The organism is Bifidobacterium sp. ESL0732 (assembly GCF_029395535.1).
Lineage (GTDB): Bacteria > Actinomycetota > Actinomycetes > Actinomycetales > Bifidobacteriaceae > Bifidobacterium.
This window is the reverse complement of record NZ_CP113920.1, coordinates 1,787,942-1,813,205: the sequence shown is the minus strand read 5'-3', so window position 1 is coordinate 1,813,205 and position 25,264 is coordinate 1,787,942. Positions and strand designations below refer to the sequence as shown.

Genomic DNA, 25,264 nt, shown 5'->3' with positions numbered 1-25,264 from the left:
TAGACAAGTCGATTGATTGCTGATTGCCTAAAATGTGACGAAGCGTGTTGGTATGGCAATGCGACAACGAGGATTTGCATGAATCATTACGTTTGTCAAGAGATGTAGGTCACACTAGTTGTCTCTTTAAGCTGAATCATGGTGAGGGGTCTGCCCAATGGGTTGTGCGGCGACTAATCTTGCAATGTATATGTGTGTAAATTCACAGCGTTTTAAGTGTCGGATTACGCAAAACGCGGTGAATTTACGGGAATGGTAAGGATTCAGGCATGGCTGACGTGATGGAAACCAAGACAACGGAGCATGAGGTTACGCCCCTGCGGGTCGGGCTCGATATCGGTTCAACTACGGTCAAGGCCGTCGTTCTCGACAAAAGCAGCGACTTGAAGGATGTGCTGTTCGCGGATTACCGGCGTCATAACGCCAATGTGCGCGCTACGGTGGCAGGGTTGCTGCGTGACATCAAGAAACAGCTTGAGGAAGAGGGTCGCGGCTCACAGCCGATCAACCTTGCGATTACCGGTTCCGGCGGCTTGGGCTTGGCCGACGATATGAACGTTCCGTTCGTCCAGGAGGTCATCGCCGAAACCAAGGCCATCGATCAGGTCTATCCCGAAGCCGACGTCATTATCGAGCTCGGTGGCGAAGACGCGAAGATTACGTACCTGAAGCCTACTCCCGAGCAGCGTATGAACGGTTCTTGCGCTGGGGGTACCGGTGCGTTCATCGACCAGATGGCGACGTTGCTCGATACCGATGCTTCCGGTCTGAACGATATGGCCAAGAATTACAAGCTGCTTTACCCAATTGCCTCGCGTTGTGGCGTGTTCGCCAAATCCGACCTGCAGCCGCTGATTAACGACGGTGCGGACAAGCCCGACCTCGCCGCCTCCATCTTCACCGCAGTGGCCACGCAGACCATCGCAGGCCTCGCCTCCGGCCGTCCGATCCATGGCAACGTGGTCTTCCTCGGCGGGCCGTTGTTCTTCCTTTCCGAGCTGCGTGAGGCCTTCGCACGTGCCCTTGAGGGTAAGGTCGACAGGTTCATCGTTCCCGAGAACGCCCACCTTTATGTAGCTTATGGTTCCGCACTGATGTGCGGCGACGACAACGAGCTCGATGTCGGCCAGCATTTCGAGCCCCGCAGCTGCCAGGAGATCATCGACGACCTTGAAGCCTTGAAGAACAAACCGGTCGACACCGCGACGATGCCGCCGCTGTTCCCGACCGAGGAGGACCGCCGCAAGTTCAACGAGCGCCATCATAAAGAACAAGTCAAGGTCGGTACGCTCGAAGGTGCGAAAGGCCCGCATTTCCTCGGTATTGACGCTGGCTCGACCACCATCAAGGCGACGCTGATTAACGACGACCGTGAGATCGTATGGTCGTCATACGGCACCAACGACGGAAGCCCGCTCGATGCGGCCGTCGAAATCGTGCGCAAGATCGAGAACGAATTGCCGGCCGAGGCGTGGATTGCGCGCAGCTGCGCCACCGGATACGGCGAAGGGCTGATCACCACTGGTCTGCATCTGGACGAGGGTGTGGTGGAGACCATGGCGCACTATCGTGGCGCCGAAATGGTGAGCCCGGGCGTCACCGCCGTCATTGACATCGGCGGACAGGATATGAAGTATCTGGCCATCGCCGACGGCGTGATTGATTCCATTTCCGTCAATGAGGCCTGCTCGTCGGGCTGCGGTTCGTTCTTGCAGACCTTCGCGTATTCCATGGGTCTGACCATCGAGGAATTCACTCAGGCCGCGCTGAATTCTGACCATCCGGTCGACCTGGGTTCGCGCTGCACCGTGTTCATGAACTCATCGGTCAAGCAGGCGCAAAAGGAAGGCGCCACCGTCGAAAACATCGCGGCGGGCCTGTGCTACTCCGTGGTACGCAACGCGCTTTACAAGGTCATCAAGCTGCGCGATTCGGGCCAGCTTGGCGACACCATCGAGGTGCAGGGCGGTACGTTCCTCAACGACGCGGTGCTGCGCGCCTTCGAGCTGCTTACGGGTAAGGAAGTCACGAGGCCCAATATCGCCGGTCTGATGGGCGCGTTCGGCGCGGCGCTGACCGCCCGTATGCATTATGAGGATGCCCATGAACTCGATGAGAGCGCGGAACACACCAAATCCGCCATTGTCGAAGGTGACGAGCTCGACCATCTGTCGATGACCTCCGAGCGTGACGTGTGCAAGCGCTGCCAGAACCGTTGCAAGCTCACCATCACCACTTTCCAGGACGGTTCCCGTTACGTCACCGGCAACCGCTGTGAGCGCGGCGCCGACGCCAAGGCAGAACGCAGCGACCGGCCGAATCTTTACGATTACAAGTACAAGCGCGTCTTCGCCTACCGCAGGCTCACCGACAAGAAGGCCTACCGCGGCGAAATCGGCATCCCACGCGCGCTCAACATGTACGAGAACTATCCCTTCTGGTTCACCCTTTTGACCAACCTCGGCTTCAAGGTCCGTCTCTCCGGCCGCTCCAGCCACGAGCTCTTCCAGTCCGGCATCGAATCCATCGCCTCGGAGAACATCTGCTACCCGGCCAAGATGGTGCACGGCCACATCAAGTGGCTGCTGGACCGTGGCGTCAAGACCATCTTCTATCCGTGCGTCTCCTACGAGGAGAACCTGGTCGAAGGTGATACCGACAACCATTACAACTGCCCGATCGTCGCCAACTATCCGGTCGTCATCGAGGCGAACATGGCCGAGCTGCGCGAGCCCGGCATCCGCTACATGCGCCCCTACTTCAACCTCGCCGACCATGAGCTGATGGTCGACCGCATCGTCGAGGAGTTCGCCTGGACCAACGTCACGCGCGAGGAAGCCGAGAAGGCCGTCAAGGCCGCGTACGCCGAAGACAAGATCTTCAAGCACGACGTGCAAGAGGAAGGTCTGCGCGCGCTTGCCTATATGAAGGAACACAATTGCCGCGGCATCGTCCTGGCCGGCCGTCCCTACCACATCGACCCCGAAATCAACCACGGCATCCCCGAAACCATCTGCTCGCTGGGCATGGTGGTGCTTTCGGAGGATTCCATCTGCGAGCTGCAGCCGGGCCAGAACCTGCACTTGAGTGACTATCTTGACGAGGGCGAAAAGGACCCGCGTGCCAAGGACGAGGGTGGGTTCCGTGAGGTCGGCGATCGCAAGGTTATCAATATGCCTCTGCGCGTGGCCAACCAGTGGGCCTATCATTCCAGGCTTTACGCCGCGGCCAATTTCGTCGCTTCCTACCCGGGGCTTGAGCTTGTGCAGCTCAACTCCTTCGGATGCGGCATCGACGCCATCACCACCGACCAGGTCAGCGAGATCCTCGCCGACAAGGCCGATGTTTACACGTTGCTCAAGATCGACGAGGTTAGCAACCTCGGTGCGGCGAAGATTCGTCTGCGCTCGCTCAAGGCGGCCATCGAAGAGCGCGAGAACAACAAAGCGAAACTCAAGAAGGCTGCGGATATGGCGAAGCTTGAAGCGAAGTCTGCGGTCAGCGTCGCAGGCAAGGGAGATACCATGGAATCCACAAAGGTTTCCGTGCAGGATGAGGCCAAGAACGCCGCTGAAGAAGTCAAGGCTCGTCAAGAGGCCGCTGCCAAGCGTGAAGCTGAACTGAAGGACGCCGAAAGCAAGCTTGAAGATGCCAAGGCACAATTGGCCGCCGCGCAGGCTGCTGTTGACGCCGCTGAAAGTGCCAAGCAGAATGCCGATGCTTCGGCTGCTGAGAATTTGGCTGAGTCCGCTGATTCCGTCGAAGATTCCGATAACGCAGACGTTCCTGCCGACAAGCAGGGCGAGTTCCGCAAGACCGGTTCCAAGGCTCCGACCGCAGGCCGTCAGGTCTTGCTCGACAGCGTCATGAAGGCGAACCCGAAGCTCACCGAGTCGATGAAAGAGGCCTCTCGCCGGGCCAATGGCAAGAGTGCCGCCGCAGGCAGCGCGAAAGCCGGCGAGGCAAGCGTCGCTTCGAGCGCCGACAAGTCCGCCGATGGCAAGGACAAGAAGCGTAGCAAGGGTACGATTTCCGCCTACGCTCACAAAGTCCGCTTCCAGAAGACCATGCGCCGCGACTACACCATCGTCGCCCCGCAGATGAGCCCGGTGCATATGAGCCTGGTCGAGTCCGTGATTCGTTCCGGCGGCTACAACTTTGATGTCTTGAAGATGGCCGACCAGCAGGATGTGGAGACCGGCCTCAAGTATGTCAACAACGACGCCTGCTACCCAGCCATCATGGTCGTGGGGCAGCTCGTCGACTCGATCATCAAGGGCAAGTATGACCCCGACAAGGTCTGCCTCGCCATCACCCAGACCGGCGGCATGTGCCGTGCCACGAACTATTATGGCCTGATTCGTAAAGCTTTGGTCGACGCCGGTTACCCGCAGGTGCCGGTTATCGCGTTGTCCACGCAGGGTATCGAGGACAACCCCGGTTTCACGGCGACACCGACGCTGCTGTGGCGCGCGGTCAAGGCCTTGGTGATCGGCGACCTGTTGATGAAGTGCCATTACCGCGTGCGGCCGTATGAGAAGGTCAAGGGCAGCGCCAACAAGCTCTACGAGATGTGGGACAAGATCGTGCGCGAGACCATCGAGCACCACGGCCATTCGGCGACCGCCAAGCGGAAGATCGGCAAGGGCTATCTGCCGTATCAGACGCTGTTGAACGAGATCGTCAAGAGCTTCGACGCTCTGCCGCTGCGCAACATCCCGCGCAAGCCGCGCGTCGGCGTGGTCGGCGAGATTCTCGTGAAGTACCATCCCGATGCCAACAACCATCTGGTCGATCAGATCGAGGAACAGGGTTGCGAGGCCGTGGTCCCCGGCATCATGGAGTTCATGACCACGCGCCCCTACATCACCGACTGGAACGAGAAGAACACCGGCATGGGCGGCAACAAGAAGCTCTACGCGCTGATGCGCTGGGGGCTTGATCGGATTCTGAATCCGGTGCGCCGCGCCATCGATCTTTCTCATGGCAAGTTCAGCCAGGACACCCCGATGCCGGAGCTGGTCAAGATGGCCTCCACGGTCACCTCGATTGGTGTGCAGGCCGGTGAAGGATGGCTGTTGACCGGCGAAATTCTGGAACTCATCAAGTCCGGCTGCCCGAACGTCGTGTGCGCCCAGCCGTTCGCCTGCCTGCCCAACCACGTCACAGGGCGCGGCATGTTCGGCAAGATTCGTCGCCTGCACCCTGAGGCCAATATCGTTTCGATCGACTACGACCCCGGCGCCTCGGCTGCCAATCAGTTGAACCGGATCAAGCTGATGATCGCCGCCGCGAAGAAGGCCGACCAGAAGCTGGCCAAGGCCGACTGAGTGGCAGTTTATCGGTATTGGCAGTTGGCATATCGGTACCGGTAGTAGCTGACAGAAGCTACAAGATATATAAAAGCTGGGCGATACCTCCTCGTGGGTATCGCCCAGCTTTTGTTATCGGAACTGCGGTTCAATTATCATTTTATAAAGCCCTATCTGAGACGAATAGCAGACGCTCAGATGTTTGTCGCGAAAATTAGCTGTTCCACTCTGCGCGCCAATATTGCGCGGCGGCAGGAATGTCTTCACGCGGGACGCCGAGACGTGCAGCGGCCATGGCGGGCCAGTGCGGGTTGCGCATCGCGGCGCGGCCGATGGAGACGGCGTCGACCTGATGGGTGCGCAGCATCGTTTCGGCCTGCTCAGGGCTGGAAATGCCGCCGACGACGCTGACGACCGCATCCGTGTCGGCAAGCGCCTGCTTCATTTGTGCGCCGAGGACGGCGTGGAAGCCGGGGCCGGAAGGTTGCAGCGGGGTATTGACTAGTCCGCCGGAGGACACGTCGACCCAGTTGATGCCGTGGTGTTTGACCAGTTCGCGCATCAGGCGTGCGGTGGTCTCGATATCAAGTCCGCCCTTGACCCAGTCGGTGGCGGAAATGCGGATACCGAGCGGCTTCGAGCCCGGCCACACGGCACGGATGGCATCGACGACCTCGCAGATCAGCCGCGAACGGTTTTCGAAGCTGCCGCCGTATTCGTCGGTTCGCGTGTTGATCAAAGGCGAAAACGCCTGATGCAGCAGATAGCCATGTGCGGCATGGATTTGGATGGCATCGTAGCCGGCGGCATCGGCCCGACGCGCTGCTACAGCAAAGTCCGAGACGATTTGCGCGATTCCAGCTTTGTCTAGTTTCGTCGTCGGCCGGTAGCCTTCGGCGATGGATTGGTCGGTCATCCCCACCGTTTGCCACCCGCCCTCTTCAAGAGGGGCGGAACCGCCGTGAATTCCCGGAAGCCAAGGCTTTCCCGAGGCGCGACCTCCTGCATGGTTGAGTTGAACCGCAGCAGCGGCGCCCTGAGAGTGGATGAAGGAGACCAGATGCCGATGCGCGGACTCCTGTTCGTCGCTATACATCCCAAGATCGTACGGCGAAATCCGACCAACGGGGTTCACCCCGGTTGACTCGATGGTGAGCATCCCGAAACCGCCGGCGGCAATCGCTCCGTAATGCTGCAAGTGCCAGTCGGTGGCGACCCCGTCTTGCCGATTGACGGCATATTGGCACATGGGGGAGAGGATGGTGCGGTTGCGTAAGGTGAGGCCCGTCCCGTCTGGCGTGGAAAGAGTCAACGGCGAAAACAACGTGCTGCGATTATCTGTGGTCATCAAGCGCTCCTTTGGTTATCAACGATCAGATACCTTCATTCTAGATGGTCGGCCGTCTCACGGCAGTTTTGTTTTCGTCGAAATAGAATTTCATTTCGTAGGGGTTCAGAAAGTCGGGAACGTAATACGTAATGTGGAATGTAGGACATACGAAGCAGGATACACGACGCAAAACACTGGGCAGGAACATATGATCCGGCGATAAGTCATATACGCATACGATAGCCGAATTCAGTGCTGCGAGAATTTTGGCACTGCAGATAGTAACCCGGTAAAGGCCTCTCTCTGCGCCTGACTTGCGCTTCTCCTATACTGGAAACCATGTCAAAAGCCAAGCAGCGCCGAATCCGCAAGTCTCCCGAAGAACGGAGGCAGGAGATTACGCAGGCTGCTGCCAAGCTGATCAGCACCAAAGGATTCAACGGCATCTCGCTGAAGGACGTGGCGGACGAGGTCGGCATGAGCCAACCCGGGCTTCTCCATTATGTCGGCAACAAGGACGGTTTGCTTTCGCCGCTGATCACGGATATCTACGACACGTCCGGCACCCCGGAAGATTTTCTGAAATCCGGATTGCCCGGCAGCGATCCGCAAGCCCCATTTTTCCCGGCCTATCTTCGATTCTTGGTGCGGCATAATGCAGGTCGAAAAATGATGGTGCAGCTCTATATGGTTCTGGAAACGGAATCCTTCAACCCTTCGCACCCTTTGCACGACTATTTTGAAAAACGTCCCGAATCGGTGTGGGGATATTATTCGAAATTCGACTGGGCCCTGCCTGAGGAATTTCGTCCGTGGACCGACAAGATGCAGCCGGTGGTCAGGCAGTGTATCGAGGCCATGGATGGCATTCAGCTGCGTTGGCTGCGTGAGCCGCCGATCGATCTTTATGATGAATGGCTGGGTTTTGAAAAGATCATTTTTCCGGATGGGGTATGGGAGCATTATCGCTGAAGTGATATCGCTGTGATGCTTTACGCAATAATGCTTGGGATATAAAGTACTTATTAGGTAATACAACAAAAACTAGTCATTGGAAATTATTTTTTGCAATTTTAAATCACTTTATCGAGTATTTATAAGTTAATTATCATTTTTCTAGATCTGTGATATATGGCGAAAAATCAATCGTTTATAACGAGAATTGGCATAAAAATGACGTTATTAAAGAAAAATATAACCAAAAAGGATGAAAAGTCGAAAGAAATGTCTTAAAAAATATTAGTTATTTGATTTGACAAACTATATCGAGTTTATTATTATCTCATTTATCTAATGGTAGTTAGATAAAGTGCTATTATTAGAAACGTCATTGTTGATAGTGAAAGAAGTGGGTCAATGAGTGATTCCGTAGTCGCCAGCAAAGCCGAGCGCCTTGCTGCGCATAACGCCGCGATAGAAGCGGCAGAAAAAGATCCAGCCTTAAGCCCCGAGACGGGTAAAAAGGTCCCCAAGAAGAAGCTGGTGCGGTTCGGTGCCGGATTCTTCATGTTCGGCGTGTTCTGGATGACGGGCCTCGGCATCGTCTCGATTGTCTTGTTGCCTGAACACTACAAACAGGTGGTCGGCATTCGTCCTGACGTCTTGATCGGTTACGTCAACGCCTGCACGGCGGTCGCCTCCTTGGTCGCGAATCTCGTGTTCGGCACGTTCTCCGACCGTTCCCGTTCTCGTTTCGGCCGTCGTACCCCCTTTATTCTTTTCGGTGGCGTGCTTGGTGGTGTGATGCTTTTCCTGACGGGCACCACCAACAACGCGGTATTGCTCACTGTCTATTACTGCCTGTGCATGTTCGGCCTCAACTGCATGATCGCACCGATGACGGCGACCATCTCGGACCGTATTCCTTCGGGAGTCCGTGGCACGATGTCGGCGTTCTATGGGGCTGGCTCCACCATCGGTTCACCCATTGGCTCGCTCATCGGCGCGTTCTTCGTCACCAATTTGGTGCCAGGCTTCGCCTTGGCCGGCGTACTGATGTTCCTCGGTGGCGTCGTGGCGGTGGTGCTCATTCCTCGTGAGGAATCGGCCGACTATCTGCCTCCTGCCAACAAAGGCTTCAAGGACGTCATCATGTCCTTCCGTCCGCCGAAGTTCTCCACGGGCCACGATTTCTACAAGGCGTTCGTTGGACGTCTGTGCATGCTTGTCAGCTACCAGATGATCAGCGTTTACCAGATGTATATTGTCGAAAACTATGTCGGACAGTCGGTCAAGCAGGCCGCTGCCACTATTTCTGTGATTTCGGTGATTACCATGGTCGTCTCCCTGGTCGGTTCCATCGTCGCCGGTCCGTTCTCTGATTTCATCGGTCGCCGCAAGGTCCCGGTCGTCGTCGCTTCGGTGTGCTTCGCCATCGGTATCGCAATGCCTTGGATTTTCCCGACCACGACAGGTATGTATCTCTATGCCGCCATTGCCGGATTGGGATATGGTGTTTACTCTTCGGTCGACCAGGCATTGCTCGTCGATGTGCTGCCGAACAAGGAGCAGGCCGGCAAGGATCTTGGCATTCTGAACCTCGCCACGACGTTGGGGCAGATGTGCGGCCCGCTGATCATGTCGAGCATCGTCGTCGCCGCCGGCTATTCATTGGCGTTCCCGGTGGCCATCGCACTCGCGCTTATCGGCTGTGTCTTCATTATGTGGATCAAGGGCGTGAAGTGAGTCTCGCGGACTTCCGTTGAACGAAGTCCGGTATTGCTGAGTTCCAGCGGATTGCGGAATCGCAACAATCGTTTCGCAATCCGTACGAAATCACAAAATAATAGAAAACTTTAGAAAGGCAGAATAATGACTGCGACATGGATTGCATCGACTCCTGATGCGAAATTGGTAGAAACGACATTGGCATCGCCGCAAAATGGTACTGCGCCGGTTGCCGGCAATGGTGAAGGTAACGGCAGCGACACCGGAGGGCTCAAACTTACCGGCGAGATTTTCCAGAAGATTCGCGGTTTCGGTGGTTGCTTCAACGAACTTGGCTGGCAGGCGCTCACCAAATATACCGATGAAAATAGCGCCGATACCGTGTTCCACGAGCTCTTTGGACAAGACGAAATGAACTTCCGCTTCAATCGCGCGCCGATTGGTGCCAACGATTTCGCCGAAGAGTGGTACAGCTACGACGAAACCGACGGCGACTACGACATGAGCCACTTCAGCGTCGAGCATGACGACAAGACGCTGGTTCCCTATATCCAGCGCGCGCAGAAGTACCAGCCCGACATGCAGCTTTTCTCGAGCCCGTGGAGCCCGCCGACGTGGATGAAATTCCCCAAGGCCTATAATTTCGGCCGGATCGTGATGACCCCGGAGAACCTCACCGCCTACGCCAAGTATTTCGTGCGTTACATTCAGGAATACGCCAAGCGCGGCATCAAGGTGACCCAGCTGCACGTGCAGAATGAGGTCTTCGCGGACCAGAAGTTCCCGAGCTGCCTCTGGAGTAGCCACGACCTGAAGGTTTTCATCCGCGACTATCTCGGCCCGGCCTTCGAGCGCGAGGGCATTGACACCGACATCTTCCTTGGGACGATGAACGGTCCGGAGGACATGTCGTGGACCGGCGGCGGCTACGGGATGAGCCTCAACAACTACAACCGCTACATCGACGACATCCTCTTCGATGCCAAGGCGCGCGGTTACATCAAGGGCATCGGCTATCAGTGGGCCGGGCAGAACGCCATCGCCCGCACCCACGAATCGTGGCCGGAGCTCGAGCTGGAGCAGACCGAATCCGAATGCGGCACCGGCGACAATTCTTGGGACTACGCCGAATACGTGTTCCATCTGATGAACCATTACTTCCGCAACGGGGCCACCGCCTACGTTTACTGGAACATGGTTTTGACCGAGATCCTGAGCACTTGGGGCTGGAACCAGAATTCGCTCTACACGGTGGATTCCAAGACCGGCAAGCTCACGCGTAACCCTGAGTGGTACGTGATGCGTCATTTCTCGAAGTACGTGAAGCCCGGCGCCGTGAGGCTGGGCACGACCGGACGCTTCAACTCGATGGGCATCGCCTTCCGCAATCCGGACGGCTCCATCGCCGTGGTGGTGCAGAACGCGCTCGAACGTCCACTGGACTTCAGCTTTGAGGATCCAGACGATGCAACGCATGCGGTCAACGCAACGCTTGCCCCGCGTTCGTTCAACACCTTCGTCATCGACTGAAGGATGCGTTAGCAGGATGCGATAATCGCTGACAAAACTCTTGCAGGTATGGTCGTCGCTTGTCACCGGCGGCGGCCATGTCTGCATCTTTCTTATCGTCATTGTCGAACGTTGTATGACGATTTGGTGTTGGTTGGTTGTTGCGAGTGGCGGACGATACTTTGGGCAACGACAAGGTATTGGTGAATTGGGCAATGTGGCAAGGTGACGGGCGAAACGACGAGGTCCGTTGGTCAAGGAAGACAATATGAAAGATAGGATGAACGACTATGAGTGAAACAAGCCGAGCGGCAAAGCTTCCGGACAGAATTCTTTTCGGAGCAGCGTATTACGACGAGTACATGCCGCGTGACCTTGACCGGGTCGACACGGATATGGAGATGATGCGGCATATTGGCATCAATACCATTCGCATCGCCGAATCGACCTGGAGCACTTGCGAACCCCAACCCGGCGTCTTCGATTTCTCGCATATCGACCGCGTGCTCGATGCCGCTCAGCGCCACGGCATTTCGGTTATCGTCGGAACGCCGACCTACGCCGTGCCGACCTGGCTGGTGCGTATGCATCCCGATGTGCTTGCCGTCACCCCCGACGGCCCCGGCAAATACGGTGTCCGACAGATCATGGATATTGTCAATCCTTCCTACCGCTATTATGGCGAGCGGATCATCAGAAAGCTGATTGCCCACGTCGCCCAAAATCCTGCGGTCATCGGCTATCAGGTCGACAACGAGACGAAATACTATGACTGCGTTTCTGCTGATATGCAGGCGTTGTTTGTCAAATACCTGCGCAAGCGTTTTGATGACAATCTGGACGAGCTCAACGCTACATTCGGGCTTGATTATTGGTCGAACCGCATCAACGCCTGGGAGGACTTTCCCGATGTGACCGGCGCGATCAACGAGTCGCTGCGTGCCGAGTTCGACAAATTCCGGCGCACGCAAGTGGCTCAATACCTGGCTTGGCAGGCAGATATCGTCCGCGAATATGCCAGGAACGACCAGTTCATCACCCATAATTTCGACTATGAATGGCGCGGTTATTCCTTCGGCGTGCAGCCGGCGGTCGACCATTTCAAGGCGGCCAAGGCACTGGATATCGCCGGCGTCGATATTTATCACCCCACCGAAGACGAGCTGAGCGGCAAGGAAATCGCGTTCGGCGGCGACATGGCCCGTTCGATAAAAGGCGGCCAAAATTACTTGGTGTTGGAAACCGGAGCGCAAGGCCAGCATGGTTGGCTGCCCTATCCCGGCCAACTACGCTTGCAGGCCTATAGCCACTTGGCCAGCGGTGCGGACAGCGTGATGTACTGGCATTGGCATTCCATCCACAACTCCTTCGAGACTTACTGGAAGGGCCTGTTGAGCCACGATCTTGAAGCGAACCCGACCTACGAGGAGGCAGGCGTCTTCGGCCGTGAAATCGCCAAGTCCGAGGTGCAGAAACGTCTCAAGCACTTGAAGAAGCGCAATCAGGTCGCCATCATGATCTCGAATGAGGCGCTGACGGCACTCGACTGGTTCACACTCGAAACCGGATTCCCGGCGGATGGTGGGTTGCGCTATAACGACATCGTTCGTATGTATTACGATGCGTTGTTCGAGCTGAATGTCGAGACCGATTTCGTGCCTACTGATGTCGACGCCGAGAAGTTGAGCCAATACCGCCTCGTGGTGACGCCGGCGCTTTACTGCACGTCGCAAAGCACCATCGACACCTTGCGCGATTATGTCAAGGCTGGCGGGCACCTGCTCTCGTCGTTGCGTTCGTTCGTCGCCGACGACGATGTTACGGTCTGGCATGATTCGGCCCCTCACGGACTTACCGATGTGTTCGGCATGAGCTATAACCAATTCACGAGACCGAACGATGTCGGTGTCGTGCCGGCTGAAGAAGGTGCTGATACTGCGGCTGCCGCGGCGCAAGTTGGAACGAAGGGCGGAGCGAAAGCCGGTACGAAAGCCGAGGCGTTGATTGAGCTGCTCAAGCCGAACGAGGGCAGTACGCAGGTTTTGGCCGACTATGAGCATCCGGCTTGGAAAGCGTATGCGGCGATCACCCGACATGCTTTCGGTTCCGGTTGGGCGCAATGGGTTGGAACGGTGCTTGACGCCGATGCAACCCGCGATGTGGTCCACGGTGCCGTCGAAGCGGCTGGTATCAAGCCGTTGGGTGCCGATTTGGCGGGTCGTGTCACGGTGCGTGTAGGGTTCGACCAGCAGGGTGAGTGTGTGGTGTACCTGCTCAACTACTCGCCCAATTCGGCATCTTTCGCTTCTCCCATATCCGGCAAGGTCATTGTGGGCGGCGTCAAGGTCGCTTCGGACGGATCGGTCGTTGAGGACCGCGCATCTGGCCCGGCGACCGGAACGCGGATTGAAACCGGGGATGAATTGAGAATCGGCCCTTGGAATCTGGTTGTTGCCGTCTGCCAAGAGGACAGCGCCAATGCCTAATTGAATATTGATATACGCTGATACTAAGTCTTGTGGTGATTGGCGCCATTGAATCGCATCAGATCAATCTCTTATCGGCGCTGCAGAAAGTATTGACCTTCAAGCAAAAGTCAAGGATGATAATAATGAATACAAACGAAAAACTGCCGTATCAAAACCCCAACTTAAGCGACGGCGAGCGTATTGCCGACCTTTTGGGGCGCATGACGATTGAGGAAAAGGTCGGGCAGATGTTGCAGCTCGATGCCCGCGGAGGCGATTTGGAACACCTTATCGTCGAGCGGCGCGTCGGCTCGATTCTGCACACCAGTCCTGAGGATTTGCCGAAGGCGGCTGAGATGGTGCGCACACAGACGCGGCTTGGCATTCCGCTGGTCATCGGCGACGATTGCATTCACGGCTATTCCTTCTGGCCCGGTGCCACGATTTACCCCGAAGAGCTCGGCATGGCAACCTCTTGGGACCCGGCCAAGGTCGAAAAAGCGGCTCGTGCCACAGCAGAGGAGGTTTCCACCACGGGTGTGCATTGGACGTTCTCGCCGGTGCTTTGCATCGCGCGCGATACCCGTTGGGGCCGCGTCGGGGAGACCTTCGGCGAGGATCCGACGTTGATCGGCGAATTTGGTTCTGCCATGGTACGCGGCTATCAGGGCGGTGCCAAGGCGGGGGAGCCACTTGCCAAAGACGCCATCCTGGCCTGTGCAAAACATTTTGCGGGATATTCGGAAACGCAGGGCGGACGTGACGCCAGCGAAGCCGATCTTTCGCACCGCAAGTTGACCTCGTGGTTCCTATCGCCCTTTGAAAGGGTAGCGCGCGAGGGTGCGGGCACATTCATGCTTGGCTATGAATCCATCGAGGGCGTGCCGGTGACCTATAACCACTGGCTGTTGAGCAAGAAGCTGCGCGGCGACTGGGGTTATAAGGGCATGCTGGTCACCGATTGGGACAACGTCGGCCGCTCGGTCTGGGAGCAGAAGATCAAGCCCGATTTCATCCACGCCGCTGCCGATGCCGTCAAGGCAGGCAATGACCTGGTGATGACCACCGAGCAGTTCTACGATGGCGCAATTGAGGCCGTCAAGACCGGATTGCTCAAGGAAAGCGAACTGGATGAAGCAGTTTCGAGGATTCTTGCGGTGAAGTTCCGTCTGGGGCTTTTCGAGGACCCAAGGCTACCCGACCAGAAACGCATCGATGCGGTCATCGGCAGTGCCGCGCACCGCCAGACCAATCTTGAACTCACCCGTGAGTCGATTGTGCTGCTGCGTAACGGTTCGCTGTTTTGGGGATCTATCGGTAATACGAACGATGCAGACGATTCCCATGATTCCGATGATTCCTCGAAGGGTGACAAGCCGGCGCTGCCGCTCGACGGCAAGGCCATCCACAGTATCGCCGTTGTCGGCCCTCTTGCCGATGATGCACAGACGCAGCTGGGAGACTGGGCCGGCAATTCCGGCCAGGTCTCATGGATGCCGGAAGGCCAGCCGCGCGACATGATTACCACGGTGGTCGACGGCTTGCGAGACCTTGGCAAGGACGACGATTTCGAAGTCACTTATGCCAAAGGCGCCGAAGTGGTGGAACTTGTCGACGACCCAGCCGGCCGCGTCTTCCCCGACGGCCAGCCGCGTCCGAAGGTGGCTCAATCCGCGCCGATCGATCGGGCCCAGCTTGACGAAGCCGTTGCCGCTGCCAAGGCGGCCGATGCCGTGGTCGCCGTCGTGGGCGATGTCATCCCTCTGATCGGTGAAGGTCGTTCCACCGCAACGCTCAAGCTGCAGGGTGGCCAGGTGGCGTTGCTCGATGCGCTCGCCGATGTGGCCAAAGCCGAGCACAAGCCATTTGTCGTGGTCCTGATGAGCTCGAAGCCTCAGGTGCTTCCGGACAGTGCCCTGAATGCTGATGCATTGCTTTGGGCCCCAAGTCCGGGCATGGAAGGCGGCCGTGCGATCGCTGAAATCATTATGGGCATCACCGCCCCGAGTGGCCGTTTGCCCATCACCTTCCCGCGCGACGCTGGTCAGCTGCCGGTCTACTACAACCAGATTCGTGGACAGCACGGCTGGCGTTACGCCGACCTCACGCAGGACCCGGCCTTTGCATTCGGTGAGGGCTTGGGATACACCACTTTCGCCTATGGCACCCCGCAGATTGAAGGCGGCGATACGCCGTTTAGCGCCGATGACATCTTGCATATTTCGATAGATGTGACCAATACCGGCAAACGCGCTGGCACTGCTGGCACTGAAGTGGTGCAGGCTTACATCGGTGATTTGGTGACGTCGGTAAGCTGGACGGACCGTGAGTTGAAGACCTTCCGCAGGGTCGATCTGAAGCCCGGGGAGACCAAGTCGGTCACTCTCGATATTCCGGTTTCTGCCTGTTCCATCGTCGACGCCGATGCCAACCGCATCGTCGAGCCTGGCGAATTCGAGTTGTTGGTCGGCCACTCTTCCCGTCGCCGCGACCTGAAGCGCACCACGTTCACCGTCGAGTAATTATCCGTATCGATCATCTGAGGAAATGTGTGTGAATCCACTGCTACTACTGTTGGATTCGCACACATTTTTGTTCAGCTCTCTATTCTGTGGTTTGCTGTGCTCACTATCTACTCAAAGTACTGCGCAACCCGCGTAATCACTCAATGAAGCTGGCGTGAGCGAATATGATAGAGATTATGAATACTACTCCACGGGTGAGTTACGCACATGTCGGCGCGAAGGTGAACAGCAAGCATGTGGACAGTCTGTTGCGCTTCTTCGAATCCGGTGCCAAGCCTGAGCGCAATGATGGCTATGGGGTCGAGATTGAGCATCTTCCCGTGCGTAACAGCAACGACCATGCGGTCAGTTACGCTGAACCGAACGGCGTCGAAACATTGTTGGAGCGGTTGCGACCATACTATGACCCCGACAAGGAATTCGTCGAGGACGGCCACCTGCTCGGGCTTGCGCGGCCGGGTATCAGCCTGTCGCTGGAGCCAGGCGGGCAGTTCGAGACCTCGATTGGTGTGCTGCATACCCCGCAGGAGTTGCTTGATGTCTATGGGAAATTTCGCAGCGAAATCGACCCGATTCTTGACGACCTCGGATTTCGTCTGATTCATTACGGCTACCAGCCGGTCACGAGCTTCGCGGACATCAAGATCAATCCGAAGCGTCGCTACGCGGCGATGAACGACTATCTTGGGCGCGTCGGCGCCTACGGGCCCTGCATGATGCGCTGCTCGGCCTCGACGCAAGTGAGCATCGACTATAGCGACGAGAAGGATGCCGTCGCCAAAATGCGTATCGGCTCCGCACTAGGACCCATCATCTCCATGTTCTTCCGCAATTCCCCGTTTTTCGAGGGTGCGCAAAACCCGTTCCCGCTTCTGCGCCAACGCATCTGGGACAAGGTCGACCCGCAGCGCACGGGTATTACGCCGGGGCTTTTCGACCCACGCTTTGGTTGGGAGGATTACGCCCGTGACGTGCTGGCCACGCCCATGATGTTCGCCGACCTGACCCATACGCCGGAAGCGGCGGGCTTGAGCGAAGACGAGCAGGAATTCGCGGCCTTCAAGCGCAATGCCGCCGATATCTACCCGGATCGCGAACTCAATGCCTACGAGGTCAGTCACATTCTTTCGACCCATTTCAACGACGTGCGTCTGAAGAATTTCGTGGAGCTGCGGCACTGGGATTCATTGCCCATCGAACGCGCGGAACTCTTGACCGAAACCGTCGGGAACGTCTTTTACAACGATGCCAATTTCGTCCATTGGAAGTCGTTCGTTGAGGGGCTTTCCATCGTCGACGTCGAGCTGGCGAAGGACGATTTGCAGGCTCGAGGCATGGCGGCCACCCCGTTCGGAAAGTCCATGGATGAGTGGCAGGATGCGCTGGGTCTGGAAAATATCCGGGCCGACATCCCTGGCGATCCGGCCCATCCCGATGTGTTCCAGATCTGAGAGGCTTACCGATACCCTTCCCATTGAGGTATCGGCATGAGCTCGGCTTCGCATTCGGCCCACATCTTGTTGAGGTCACGTTCGGGTGCGCGCAGCCAACGCAGTTGAAGGCCGTCCATCATGCTGAATCCGGCCTGTAGCAGGGCTCCGATATTGGTGCTCTGCGGCACGTACCAAGGAATCTGCAGCATTTCTTCCACCAGATTTTGATCCCGTTTTCTGAAGTATTCGTGTGCAGGGTGCTTGGGATCGATAGCTTCCGCGTCCAATGTAGAAAACATGTGGACCTGCTCGGGACGGTCGGCGTTGATGGCCACGACCTCGCGCCACATGCGTGCTACATTGGGGCGGTCGGTCATTCTGAAACCGTTCATGATGCTTTCGGTGGTGGGGTCGTAGATTTCGTTGAGCACGATGTCGAGCAGGCCTTCTTTGCTGCCGACGTGGTGGAGCACACCTGCTTTGGTCATGCCTACGGTGTTGGCGATTTTCTGCAGTGAGGTGCCGTAGTATCCGAGTTCTCCGAAGGAGACGACGGCGGCGTTGAGGATGGCGGTGCGATTGTCGGCGCCGTTGTCGTGTTTCTTTGCGTGGGGAAGGTGCAGCATCTGTAAAAGCCTCTTTTTATACGAGAACACTCATTGTCTCCTATGTGCTAGACCTAGGTAATTATGCAAAACTATTCATTTAGATAGAGAAACATCTAAAGATAATTAGTTAGATGATTTTACTTTTCATTTGGAAACTGTTAGACTAATTACTGACCAAGCGGCAACTATGGAGTTGCCGCTTCGAAGGAAGGTTCAAACAGGTATCAATTATGGAAACATCTAACACAGAAGTCGTGTCGGATCTCGCACCCGATACAGGAAAACCGCTGACTCATAAAGTGCGATTCGCCTTAGGATTCGCACTGGTCTCCCTTTTAGGGGCGTTGCCGGCCACCATGGGCTCCGGCGTTCTCCTGCCTCAGGTATTTACCAGTATCCACGGCATCTCTGCTGAAGGTGCACTCGCCACCATGAACTCGGTGAGCGTCTTCTTCGCGCTCGTTGCCAATATCGTTTTCGGCGCCCTGTCCGATGTTTCGAAGTTCAAGATCGGCAAGCGTACGCCGTGGATCATCTCCGGCGGCGTCATCAGTGCGGTGGGCTATTTCATCACCTCGCAATCCAAGACTTTGCTGTGGATCGTTGTCGGCTGGTGCATCGTCGAGATCGGCATCAACGCTCTGATCGCGCCTGCGGTCGCCGTGCTTTCCGACCGTATCCCTGAAAACGTTCGCGGCACCTATTCCGCCGTTTACGGCGCGGCTACGATGATTGGCGTTCAGTTGGGTATTTTCGTCGGTGGCTTCTTCCTCACCAAGCTCAACACTGGCCTTGTCCTAGGCACCATTATCTTCCTGTTCTCCGGCATCATCACCGTCTTGGTGTGGCCGCGCGAGCAGTCCGCAGAAAACAATACGAAGGCGACGTCGGTCTCCGAAATCCTCAAGTCCTTCATCCCGCCGACCAAGAACGCACGTGACTTCTACCTTGCTCTGCTAGGTCGTCTCACGTTCACGCTCGGCTGTTTCATGATCCAGGGCTTCCAGCTGCTCATTCTTGAGAAGTACATCCACCTGAGCGTCAAAGGTGCTGGTACCGCCATGCAGATCATGTCGATCATCACGATGATCACCACCCTCCTTGCGTCTGCGCTCTCCGGTCCTCTTTCAGACTTCCTGCATCGCCGCAAGCTCATTGTCGTCATCGCCTGCGTCATCATCGCCATCGGCATGCTCGTGCCTTGGATTATGCCGACTACTATGGGTATGTATATCTACGCGTTGCTCGCCGGTCTTGGCAACGGCTGCTACATGTCCGTCGACCAGGCCCTGAACGTCGACGTCCTGCCAAACCCGCAGGAAGCCGGCAAGGACCTCGGCATCCTCAACCTCTCCAACACCCTGGGCCAGATCATCGCCCCGATCCTCACTACTGCGTTCATCGGCATGACCGGTGGATACAAGGGTGTCTTCCCTGTCGCCATCATCTTCCTGCTCGTCGGCACGGTCTTCATCATGATGATTCGCAAGGTGAAGTAATACATATAGTCCAAAACTCAACCATAGATTAACGGTGGCGGTGTCGCACTCTTTAGGGGTGCAACACCGCCATTTTTGTTGGGAAAAGCATTGGTTACGGTTTGGGTATCGAGTAAACCGGCTTACCGGTATCCTTCCCACATCGGCATCGGCATGAGTTCGGCTTCGCATTCGGCCCACATCTCGTTCAAGTCACGTTCCGGAGAGCGAAGCCAGCGCAACTGGATGCCATCCATCATACTGAACCCGGCCTGAACAAAGTCCTTGATATCGATGCCCTCTGGAACGACCCATTTGGTCTTCAGGGTGACGTCGACGACGTGTTGATCGCGATTTTTGAAATAATTGTGGGCTGGGTGTTTGGGGTCGATGGATTCCGCGTCAAGCGTGGAGAACATATGCACTTGTTCCGGCCGTTTCGAATTGATAGCCACGACGGCGCGCCACATTTCGGCGATGAGCGGCCGTTTGGCATCGATATAGCCTACTACGATGCTATCGGTTGCGTCGTCGTAGACTTCGTTGAGCACGATATCGAGCAACCCCTCTTTGCTGCCGACGTGGTGGAGCACACCTGCTTTGGTCATGCCTACGGTGTTGGCGATTTTCTGCAGTGAGGTTCCGTAGTATCCGAGTTCTCCGAAAGAGACGACGGCGGCGTTGAGTATGGCAGTGCGGCTGTCGACGCCGTTATCGTGTTTCTTTGCACGGGGAAGATGCAACATCTGTATGGACCTCTTTTTTATACGACAATCTTCTATTATCCTCTATGTGCTAGACCGTTGGAATATTCGATGTCGTATATATTTTTTATCGGATATGGGTTGTGAAACCGCATAAAAATGCCGTGTCCAGTGAAACGTAGAACACGGCATTTTTGATTGGTCGGTTTGTCGTTACTTCACGTTGAGGATGAGCATGATGAAGATTGTACCGACGAGCAGGCGGACCACGGCAACTGTCAAACGGCCAGCATGCCATTCTTTGATGATAATAATGTCCGGCATGTTTGAAAACAAAAGGGCCACTGCACCGATTCTGTGCAGCGGCCCGACTTCGTTTTTACAATCAGATTAAATCAGATTAGGTTATAGGAAAAACCCTTGATCTGTTGCAGCGTCTCTTGGCTTTCTTCGAGCCAGCTCATTCCCACCGGATAGACGTGGCCCAGCGATTCGCCGCGCTTGGTGTGGCGGTCGTGGATTTCGAAATCCTTGCCATTTTGGCTCAGCATCATAGCCAGTTGCAACGAGCTGAATTGGATGAAGTCGTCGTTGCTGGTGTTGAGGAAAAGCGGCGGCAGGTCGACGTTGGCTACCAGATAGTTGAGGTCGGCCCATTGGATGGCCTTGTCGTGAATCGACTTGAAAAAGAACGGAGCAATCAGCGCGACGATATCGGTCGGATCGCCGCCTTCGCCGCTTGCGGGCGTTTCGACCGCTGCCATATAGTCGGTCAAGTCGAACAGCCCGGAGATGAAGGCACCGCCCTTGAGGTTGAGGCCAGCTTGGGCAATGCCGAAGTCTTTGGCCATCTTCTCGCTGCGTTCGAGCGCCACCGAATAGAGGCCCAGCGTGCCGCCTGCGGAGTCGCCCGTGATGAATACCGAATTCGGATCCACCGGATAGTCGGCGAGGTGGGCGGCAATCCAAGCGAATCCCTGTTCGATATCGGTGAGCTGACCAAGGAAGTCGGTTTCCGGTGCGGGACGATAGTTCAGCGAGAACACCGCGAAGCCCTTTTGTGCAAGGTGGGTGTTGAAGTTGCGGTTGAGTTCCTTGTGCCCGTACATGAATCCGCCGCCGTGGATGTCGATATAGACCGGGGTGGTTTTGCCGCCGCGGACCACAGCATCGTGCGGCAGATACAGGTCAAGCTTGTGAGCCCGGATGCCGTCTCCGGCATAGTCGATGTCGGTAATCAGGTCGATACCTTCCGGATTCTCCCAGTAGGCGGCACGTGACCTGTCTCCGCGTCCGAAAAGCAAGCGCAGCCCAAGCGCTACTTGGGCGTATTTGGGGTCGCAGCCTTCGAGGTCTCCGTCCAATTCCGTCCAGGTGGACAGCACCTTTCGTTCTTCGTCACTGATGGTCAAATCAATAGGCATGATTACCCAGCTTTCACTTCATTGTTATCGGTAACTTTACCATTACCTTTCGGTCGGTAAGTAATATAGCAGGAAAGTATAAAATGTCTGGATTGTTCTGCATGTCTTATTCTGTAACGTACAACGAAAGCCCTTCCAGATACATCCTGGAAGGGCTTTCGAAAGTTGGTGTGCAAGGCTTGCAACGCCACATATTGATTTATGGACTGTCTGGTCTTACTTGACCTTGCGGATCATCATGATGAAGATGGTGCCGACGAGCATGAAGACGATGGCTACAGGGAAGACACCCCTGTAGCCACCGGTGATACCGATGAACAGGGTGGTGAAGGCGGGGGCGAGAGCCTGGCCGATGGTGTTGGCGAGGTTCAGGATGCCGAGGTCCTTGCCGGCTTCCTGCGGGTTGGGTAGGACATCGACGTTCAAGGCCTGGTCAACGGACATGTAGCAGCCGTTGCCGAGACCTGCGAGCGTCGCGTAGATGTAGACGCCGGTGGTGGTAGGGATCAGCCATGCCACGAGCATGCCCAAGGCGATGATGACGCAGGCGATGGCGACGATGAACTTACGGCGATGCAAGAAATCGGAAAGCGGGCCGGAAACCACGGAGGCCAAAATGGTGGCGACCAGCGTGATGACGGCCATGACCTGCATTGCGGTACCCGCATCTTTGACGCTCAAATGTACGTAGCGCTCGAGAATCAGAAGCTGGTAGCCGGAGATCATGAACGAGCCGATGACGAAGGCGAGGCGGCCGAAGAGGGCGAGATAGAAGTCGCGGCAGTTCTTGGTCGGCGGGATGAACGACTTGAGGATGTCGGTTACGGAAGTCGCTTTGGTGTTGTTTTCAGCGGACTTCTCACGCGGCCAAATCAGTACGGTGATGATGCCGGAGAAGAGGAAGACGCAGGTGCCGATGGTCAGACCGGTGTTGAGCTTGGTCAGGAAGAAGCTGCCGATAAAGTTGCCAGCCTGCATACCGACGATCTGGCCGGCGCCATAGAGAGCGGAGAAGGTGCCGCGCACATCCTCGGGGATGCGGTCGGAAAGTACGGCGACGGCAGGGGCGATGAGGCAGTTGATGCCGATCTGTACGATACACCAGCCGATGACCATCCACAGCAGCGAAGTGGAGTGAGCTGTCAGGAAGTAACCTGCGGCGCCGATGACACCGCCGGCGACGATCCATGGGGTGCGCTTGCCGATTTTGAATTTGGAGACGTCGGAGAAGGTACCGAAAACGATGTTCGAGACCAGTGCGAAGATCGAGCTGACTGCGTTCATCGTGCCGAGCGCTCCTTCAGCGGAGATGCCCTTGATACCGGAGAAGACCTGTGGCAGCAGTACGCCGGAACCCATGCTGAAGGGGAGAGCCCATAGAATCGAGACCAGCGCAAAGCCAGTAGCAAAGCGAATCTTGTGTTCCAGCGGCTTTTGCGTATCAGGCGCCAGATTAGGTGGAGTCACAAATATTTCTGGTTGTGTTTCTGCTTCCATGCATTTCCTCCTTGTTTTTACGGCAACAGCATAGTTACCGTCCGGTCGGTAAGTATTGTATCAGAGTAATAGTTGATGAAAAATAAGTTTATCGTAATTTCGCTGGTCCTGTTGATTCCCTTAATTGGAAAAACAATAAAAACGAAAAAGACGCAGTGAAGAAATACTCTCAGAGCATAAAAAAGTAAACAGATAGAACATTTGGGGCTGGCTAATTTTGAATTATCGGGTACGTGTTTTCTCAACAATAATGTAGCCGGTTCGTAATAGCGTTATATAGTCTGTCGGCTTCAGTAGTCCCTCGCTTCTGGCCGGATATACGCCGCGAATTTCATACGCCGTATCGGCATCAAGCGGGACGAAAGTCATGGGGGAGAAGCGACGGTTGACGTCAAAGCAAGAAAAGAAAGAGGAATGGATGAGCAAGGCACTTGATGCTCCCCAGAACGCGCAGGTGATGGCAACGAGTGAGGAACACCCCAAACACCTGATACGTACGTTGCTGCACAGTCTGCGTGAATACAAGCGCGAAAGCCTGTTGGCCCCGGCTTTCGTGATGGTCGAGAGCATCCTCGAAATCGTGATTCCCACCATCATGGCCCAGCTGATCGACCAAGGCGTTTCCGGCGGCTCGATGCCGGCGATCTGGAAATTCGGCCTTATCTTGCTCGGCTGCGCTGTGGTTTCGCTCTTCGCCGGGTTCATGTCCGGGCGCTACGCGGCTATTGGCTCGTCCGGTTTCGCCAAGAACCTGCGCCACGATCTCTTCGAGAAGGTGCAGTCCTTCAGCTTCACCAACATCGATCGGTTCTCCACCGGCTCAATCATCACCCGTTTGACCACCGATGTCACCAACATCCAGTTCGCTTTCCAGATGATCATCCGCGTGGCCGTGCGCGCTCCGATGATGGTCATCGTCGCCTGGATTTTCTCCTTTAGAATCAGCCATTCGATTTCGATGGTGTTCCTTGTCATTATCCCGATCCTCGGGGTGGCACTTACCGGGCTGGCGCTTTCCGTACACCCGATTTTCGAAAAGGTCTTCCATACTTACGACCACCTGAACAACATCGTCGACGAGAACCTGCAGGGTATCCGCGTGGTCAAGTCCTATGACCGAGAGGAGCACGAGGACCGCAAGTTCGGCCGCGTCTCCCAGCGCATCTTCAGGCTTTACTGCAGGGCCGAGCACGTCATGGCCTTCAACTGGCCGATTCTGAACACCTGCGTTTACGGCGCGATGCTCATTATCTCCTGGATGGGCACCAAGCAGATTGTCGCCTCGCACAACAATCCGATGTTGGGCCTGACCACCGGCGATCTGACCGCGCTGGTCACCTACGCCATGCAGATATTGATGTCCCTTAATATGGTCTCGATGATCGTGGTCATGGTCGTCATCTCCCGCGCCGACGCCGAACGTATCTGCCAGGTCTTGAACGAAGTGAGCACGGTGCGCGACAACAGCCACCCGATCACCAAGGTTCCCAACGGATCCATCAAATTCAACGATGTCACCTTCCGCTACTCTGAAGGCAGTGAGCGACCGGTGCTCGAAGACATCAATCTCGATATCAAGTCCGGCAAGACCATCGGCATCGTCGGCGGCACCGGCTCGTCGAAGTCCAGTCTCGTGCAGCTTATTCCGCGGCTTTATGACGTGTCGTCCGGCTCGCTTGAAGTCGGCGGACACGACGTACGCGACTACGACCTGGTCGCTTTGCGCGACGCTGTGGCCATGGTGCTGCAGAAGAACGTCCTCTTTACCGGTACCATCGCCGAGAACATCCGCTGGGGCAATCCCGACGCCACCGACGAGGACGTGGTTCGCGTCTGCAAGTTGGCACAGGCCGATGGGTTCATTCGCGAATTCCCCAAGGGCTACGACACCTATATCGAGGAAGGCGGTTCGAACGTTTCCGGTGGGCAGAGGCAACGCTTGTGCATCGCCCGAGCGCTGTTGAAGAAGCCGCAGATTCTGATTCTCGACGACTCCACCAGCGCCGTCGATACCAAGACGGACAAGCTGATTCGCAACGCCTTCTCCACCGAGATCCCCGACACCACGAAGATCATCATCGCCCAGAGGCTTGCATCCGTGCAGGAATCCGATGAGATCATCGTGATGGAGGAAGGCAAGATCCTCGACCACGGCACTCACGATGAGCTCTTGAAAACGTGCGAGGAATACCGCTCGATTTACGAATCCCAGACGAAGAACCAGGGCAAGGGGGATGATGACGATGAGCGAAGCAACAATGACTACGAAGAACAGCAACGAGCAGAATGTTACTGCTAAAGACGGCAAA

Annotated in this window: 14 protein-coding genes; 9 read left to right on the top strand and 5 right to left on the bottom strand. The window is 56.3% G+C overall.

The window, feature by feature from the left end:
* Positions 1-269: 269 nt before the first annotated feature.
* Entirely contained in the window at positions 270-5,330 is a 5,061-nt protein-coding gene (locus tag OZX70_RS07000; RefSeq protein ID WP_277180223.1) for an acyl-CoA dehydratase activase-related protein, read from the top strand.
* A gap of 196 nt (positions 5,331-5,526) precedes the next feature.
* Here the strand turns inward: OZX70_RS07000 and OZX70_RS06995 are convergent, their stop codons facing one another.
* Complete coding sequence (locus OZX70_RS06995) at positions 5,527-6,660, bottom strand: tRNA-dihydrouridine synthase (RefSeq protein ID WP_277180221.1); 1,134 nt, start codon at positions 6,658-6,660, stop codon at positions 5,527-5,529.
* 321 nt (positions 6,661-6,981) lie between these two features.
* On the opposite strand from OZX70_RS06995, the gene OZX70_RS06990 reads away from it, so the two are divergent.
* From OZX70_RS06990 to OZX70_RS06965, 6 genes are all read left to right on the top strand, one after another.
* A complete protein-coding gene (locus OZX70_RS06990; RefSeq protein WP_277180218.1) occupies positions 6,982-7,614 on the top strand; it encodes a TetR/AcrR family transcriptional regulator in 633 nt (210 codons plus the stop codon).
* 384 nt (positions 7,615-7,998) lie between these two features.
* Positions 7,999-9,327, top strand: coding sequence for an MFS transporter (locus OZX70_RS06985; RefSeq protein WP_277180216.1), 1,329 nt, complete (start codon positions 7,999-8,001; stop codon positions 9,325-9,327).
* A gap of 126 nt (positions 9,328-9,453) precedes the next feature.
* Entirely contained in the window at positions 9,454-10,839 is a 1,386-nt protein-coding gene (locus OZX70_RS06980; RefSeq protein WP_277180214.1) for a glycoside hydrolase family 30 beta sandwich domain-containing protein, read from the top strand.
* 269 nt (positions 10,840-11,108) lie between these two features.
* Complete coding sequence (locus OZX70_RS06975; protein ID WP_277180212.1) at positions 11,109-13,304, top strand: beta-galactosidase; 2,196 nt, start codon at positions 11,109-11,111, stop codon at positions 13,302-13,304.
* 125 nt (positions 13,305-13,429) lie between these two features.
* Positions 13,430-15,808, top strand: coding sequence for a glycoside hydrolase family 3 N-terminal domain-containing protein (locus OZX70_RS06970; protein WP_277180210.1), 2,379 nt, complete (start codon positions 13,430-13,432; stop codon positions 15,806-15,808).
* 179 nt (positions 15,809-15,987) lie between these two features.
* Positions 15,988-17,262, top strand: a complete 1,275-nt coding sequence (locus OZX70_RS06965; RefSeq protein ID WP_277180208.1) for a glutamate-cysteine ligase family protein — start codon at positions 15,988-15,990, stop codon at positions 17,260-17,262.
* Positions 17,263-17,267: 5 nt separating this feature from the next.
* Here OZX70_RS06965 and OZX70_RS06960 read toward each other — a convergent pair whose 3' ends face one another.
* A complete protein-coding gene (locus OZX70_RS06960) occupies positions 17,268-17,870 on the bottom strand; it encodes a helix-turn-helix domain-containing protein (RefSeq protein WP_277180206.1) in 603 nt (200 codons plus the stop codon).
* Between the two features lie 212 nt (positions 17,871-18,082).
* On the opposite strand from OZX70_RS06960, the gene OZX70_RS06955 reads away from it, so the two are divergent.
* Positions 18,083-19,351, top strand: coding sequence for an MFS transporter (locus OZX70_RS06955; RefSeq protein ID WP_277180204.1), 1,269 nt, complete (start codon positions 18,083-18,085; stop codon positions 19,349-19,351).
* A 122-nt stretch (positions 19,352-19,473) separates the two neighbouring features.
* Here OZX70_RS06955 and OZX70_RS06950 read toward each other — a convergent pair whose 3' ends face one another.
* From OZX70_RS06950 to OZX70_RS06940, 3 genes are all read right to left on the bottom strand, one after another.
* Positions 19,474-20,076, bottom strand: a complete 603-nt coding sequence (locus tag OZX70_RS06950; RefSeq protein WP_277180202.1) for a helix-turn-helix domain-containing protein — start codon at positions 20,074-20,076, stop codon at positions 19,474-19,476.
* 353 nt (positions 20,077-20,429) lie between these two features.
* On the bottom strand, positions 20,430-21,458 hold the full coding sequence (locus tag OZX70_RS06945) for an alpha/beta hydrolase (RefSeq protein ID WP_277180200.1): 1,029 nt from the start codon (positions 21,456-21,458) through the stop codon (positions 20,430-20,432).
* Between the two features lie 216 nt (positions 21,459-21,674).
* Entirely contained in the window at positions 21,675-22,955 is a 1,281-nt protein-coding gene (locus tag OZX70_RS06940) for an MFS transporter (protein WP_277180198.1), read from the bottom strand.
* Positions 22,956-23,412: 457 nt separating this feature from the next.
* Between OZX70_RS06940 and OZX70_RS06935 the strand changes: the two genes are divergently transcribed.
* The gene (locus OZX70_RS06935; RefSeq protein WP_277182156.1) at positions 23,413-25,254 is read left to right on the top strand and encodes an ABC transporter ATP-binding protein; all 1,842 of its coding nucleotides are present in this window, start codon (positions 23,413-23,415) and stop codon (positions 25,252-25,254) included.
* Positions 25,255-25,264 lie beyond the last annotated feature (10 nt).

Excerpts from the sequence above, each read along its gene's own strand:
- OZX70_RS06960 (WP_277180206.1), bottom strand. The coding sequence starts at position 17,870 with ATGCTGCACCTTCCCCACGCAAAGAAACACGACAACGGCGCCGACAAT.
- OZX70_RS06955 (WP_277180204.1), top strand. The coding sequence starts at position 18,083 with ATGGAAACATCTAACACAGAAGTCGTGTCGGATCTCGCACCCGATACA.
- OZX70_RS06935 (WP_277182156.1), top strand. The coding sequence starts at position 23,413 with ATGGCAACGAGTGAGGAACACCCCAAACACCTGATACGTACGTTGCTG.
- OZX70_RS06965 (WP_277180208.1), top strand. The coding sequence starts at position 15,988 with ATGAATACTACTCCACGGGTGAGTTACGCACATGTCGGCGCGAAGGTG.
- OZX70_RS07000 (WP_277180223.1), top strand. The coding sequence starts at position 270 with ATGGCTGACGTGATGGAAACCAAGACAACGGAGCATGAGGTTACGCCC.
- OZX70_RS06950 (WP_277180202.1), bottom strand. The coding sequence starts at position 20,076 with ATGTTGCATCTTCCCCGTGCAAAGAAACACGATAACGGCGTCGACAGC.
- OZX70_RS06990 (WP_277180218.1), top strand. The coding sequence starts at position 6,982 with ATGTCAAAAGCCAAGCAGCGCCGAATCCGCAAGTCTCCCGAAGAACGG.
- OZX70_RS06985 (WP_277180216.1), top strand. The coding sequence starts at position 7,999 with ATGAGTGATTCCGTAGTCGCCAGCAAAGCCGAGCGCCTTGCTGCGCAT.
- OZX70_RS06980 (WP_277180214.1), top strand. The coding sequence starts at position 9,454 with ATGACTGCGACATGGATTGCATCGACTCCTGATGCGAAATTGGTAGAA.
- OZX70_RS06970 (WP_277180210.1), top strand. The coding sequence starts at position 13,430 with ATGAATACAAACGAAAAACTGCCGTATCAAAACCCCAACTTAAGCGAC.
- OZX70_RS06995 (WP_277180221.1), bottom strand. The coding sequence starts at position 6,660 with ATGACCACAGATAATCGCAGCACGTTGTTTTCGCCGTTGACTCTTTCC.
- OZX70_RS06940 (WP_277180198.1), bottom strand. The coding sequence starts at position 22,955 with ATGGAAGCAGAAACACAACCAGAAATATTTGTGACTCCACCTAATCTG.
- OZX70_RS06945 (WP_277180200.1), bottom strand. The coding sequence starts at position 21,458 with ATGCCTATTGATTTGACCATCAGTGACGAAGAACGAAAGGTGCTGTCC.
- OZX70_RS06975 (WP_277180212.1), top strand. The coding sequence starts at position 11,109 with ATGAGTGAAACAAGCCGAGCGGCAAAGCTTCCGGACAGAATTCTTTTC.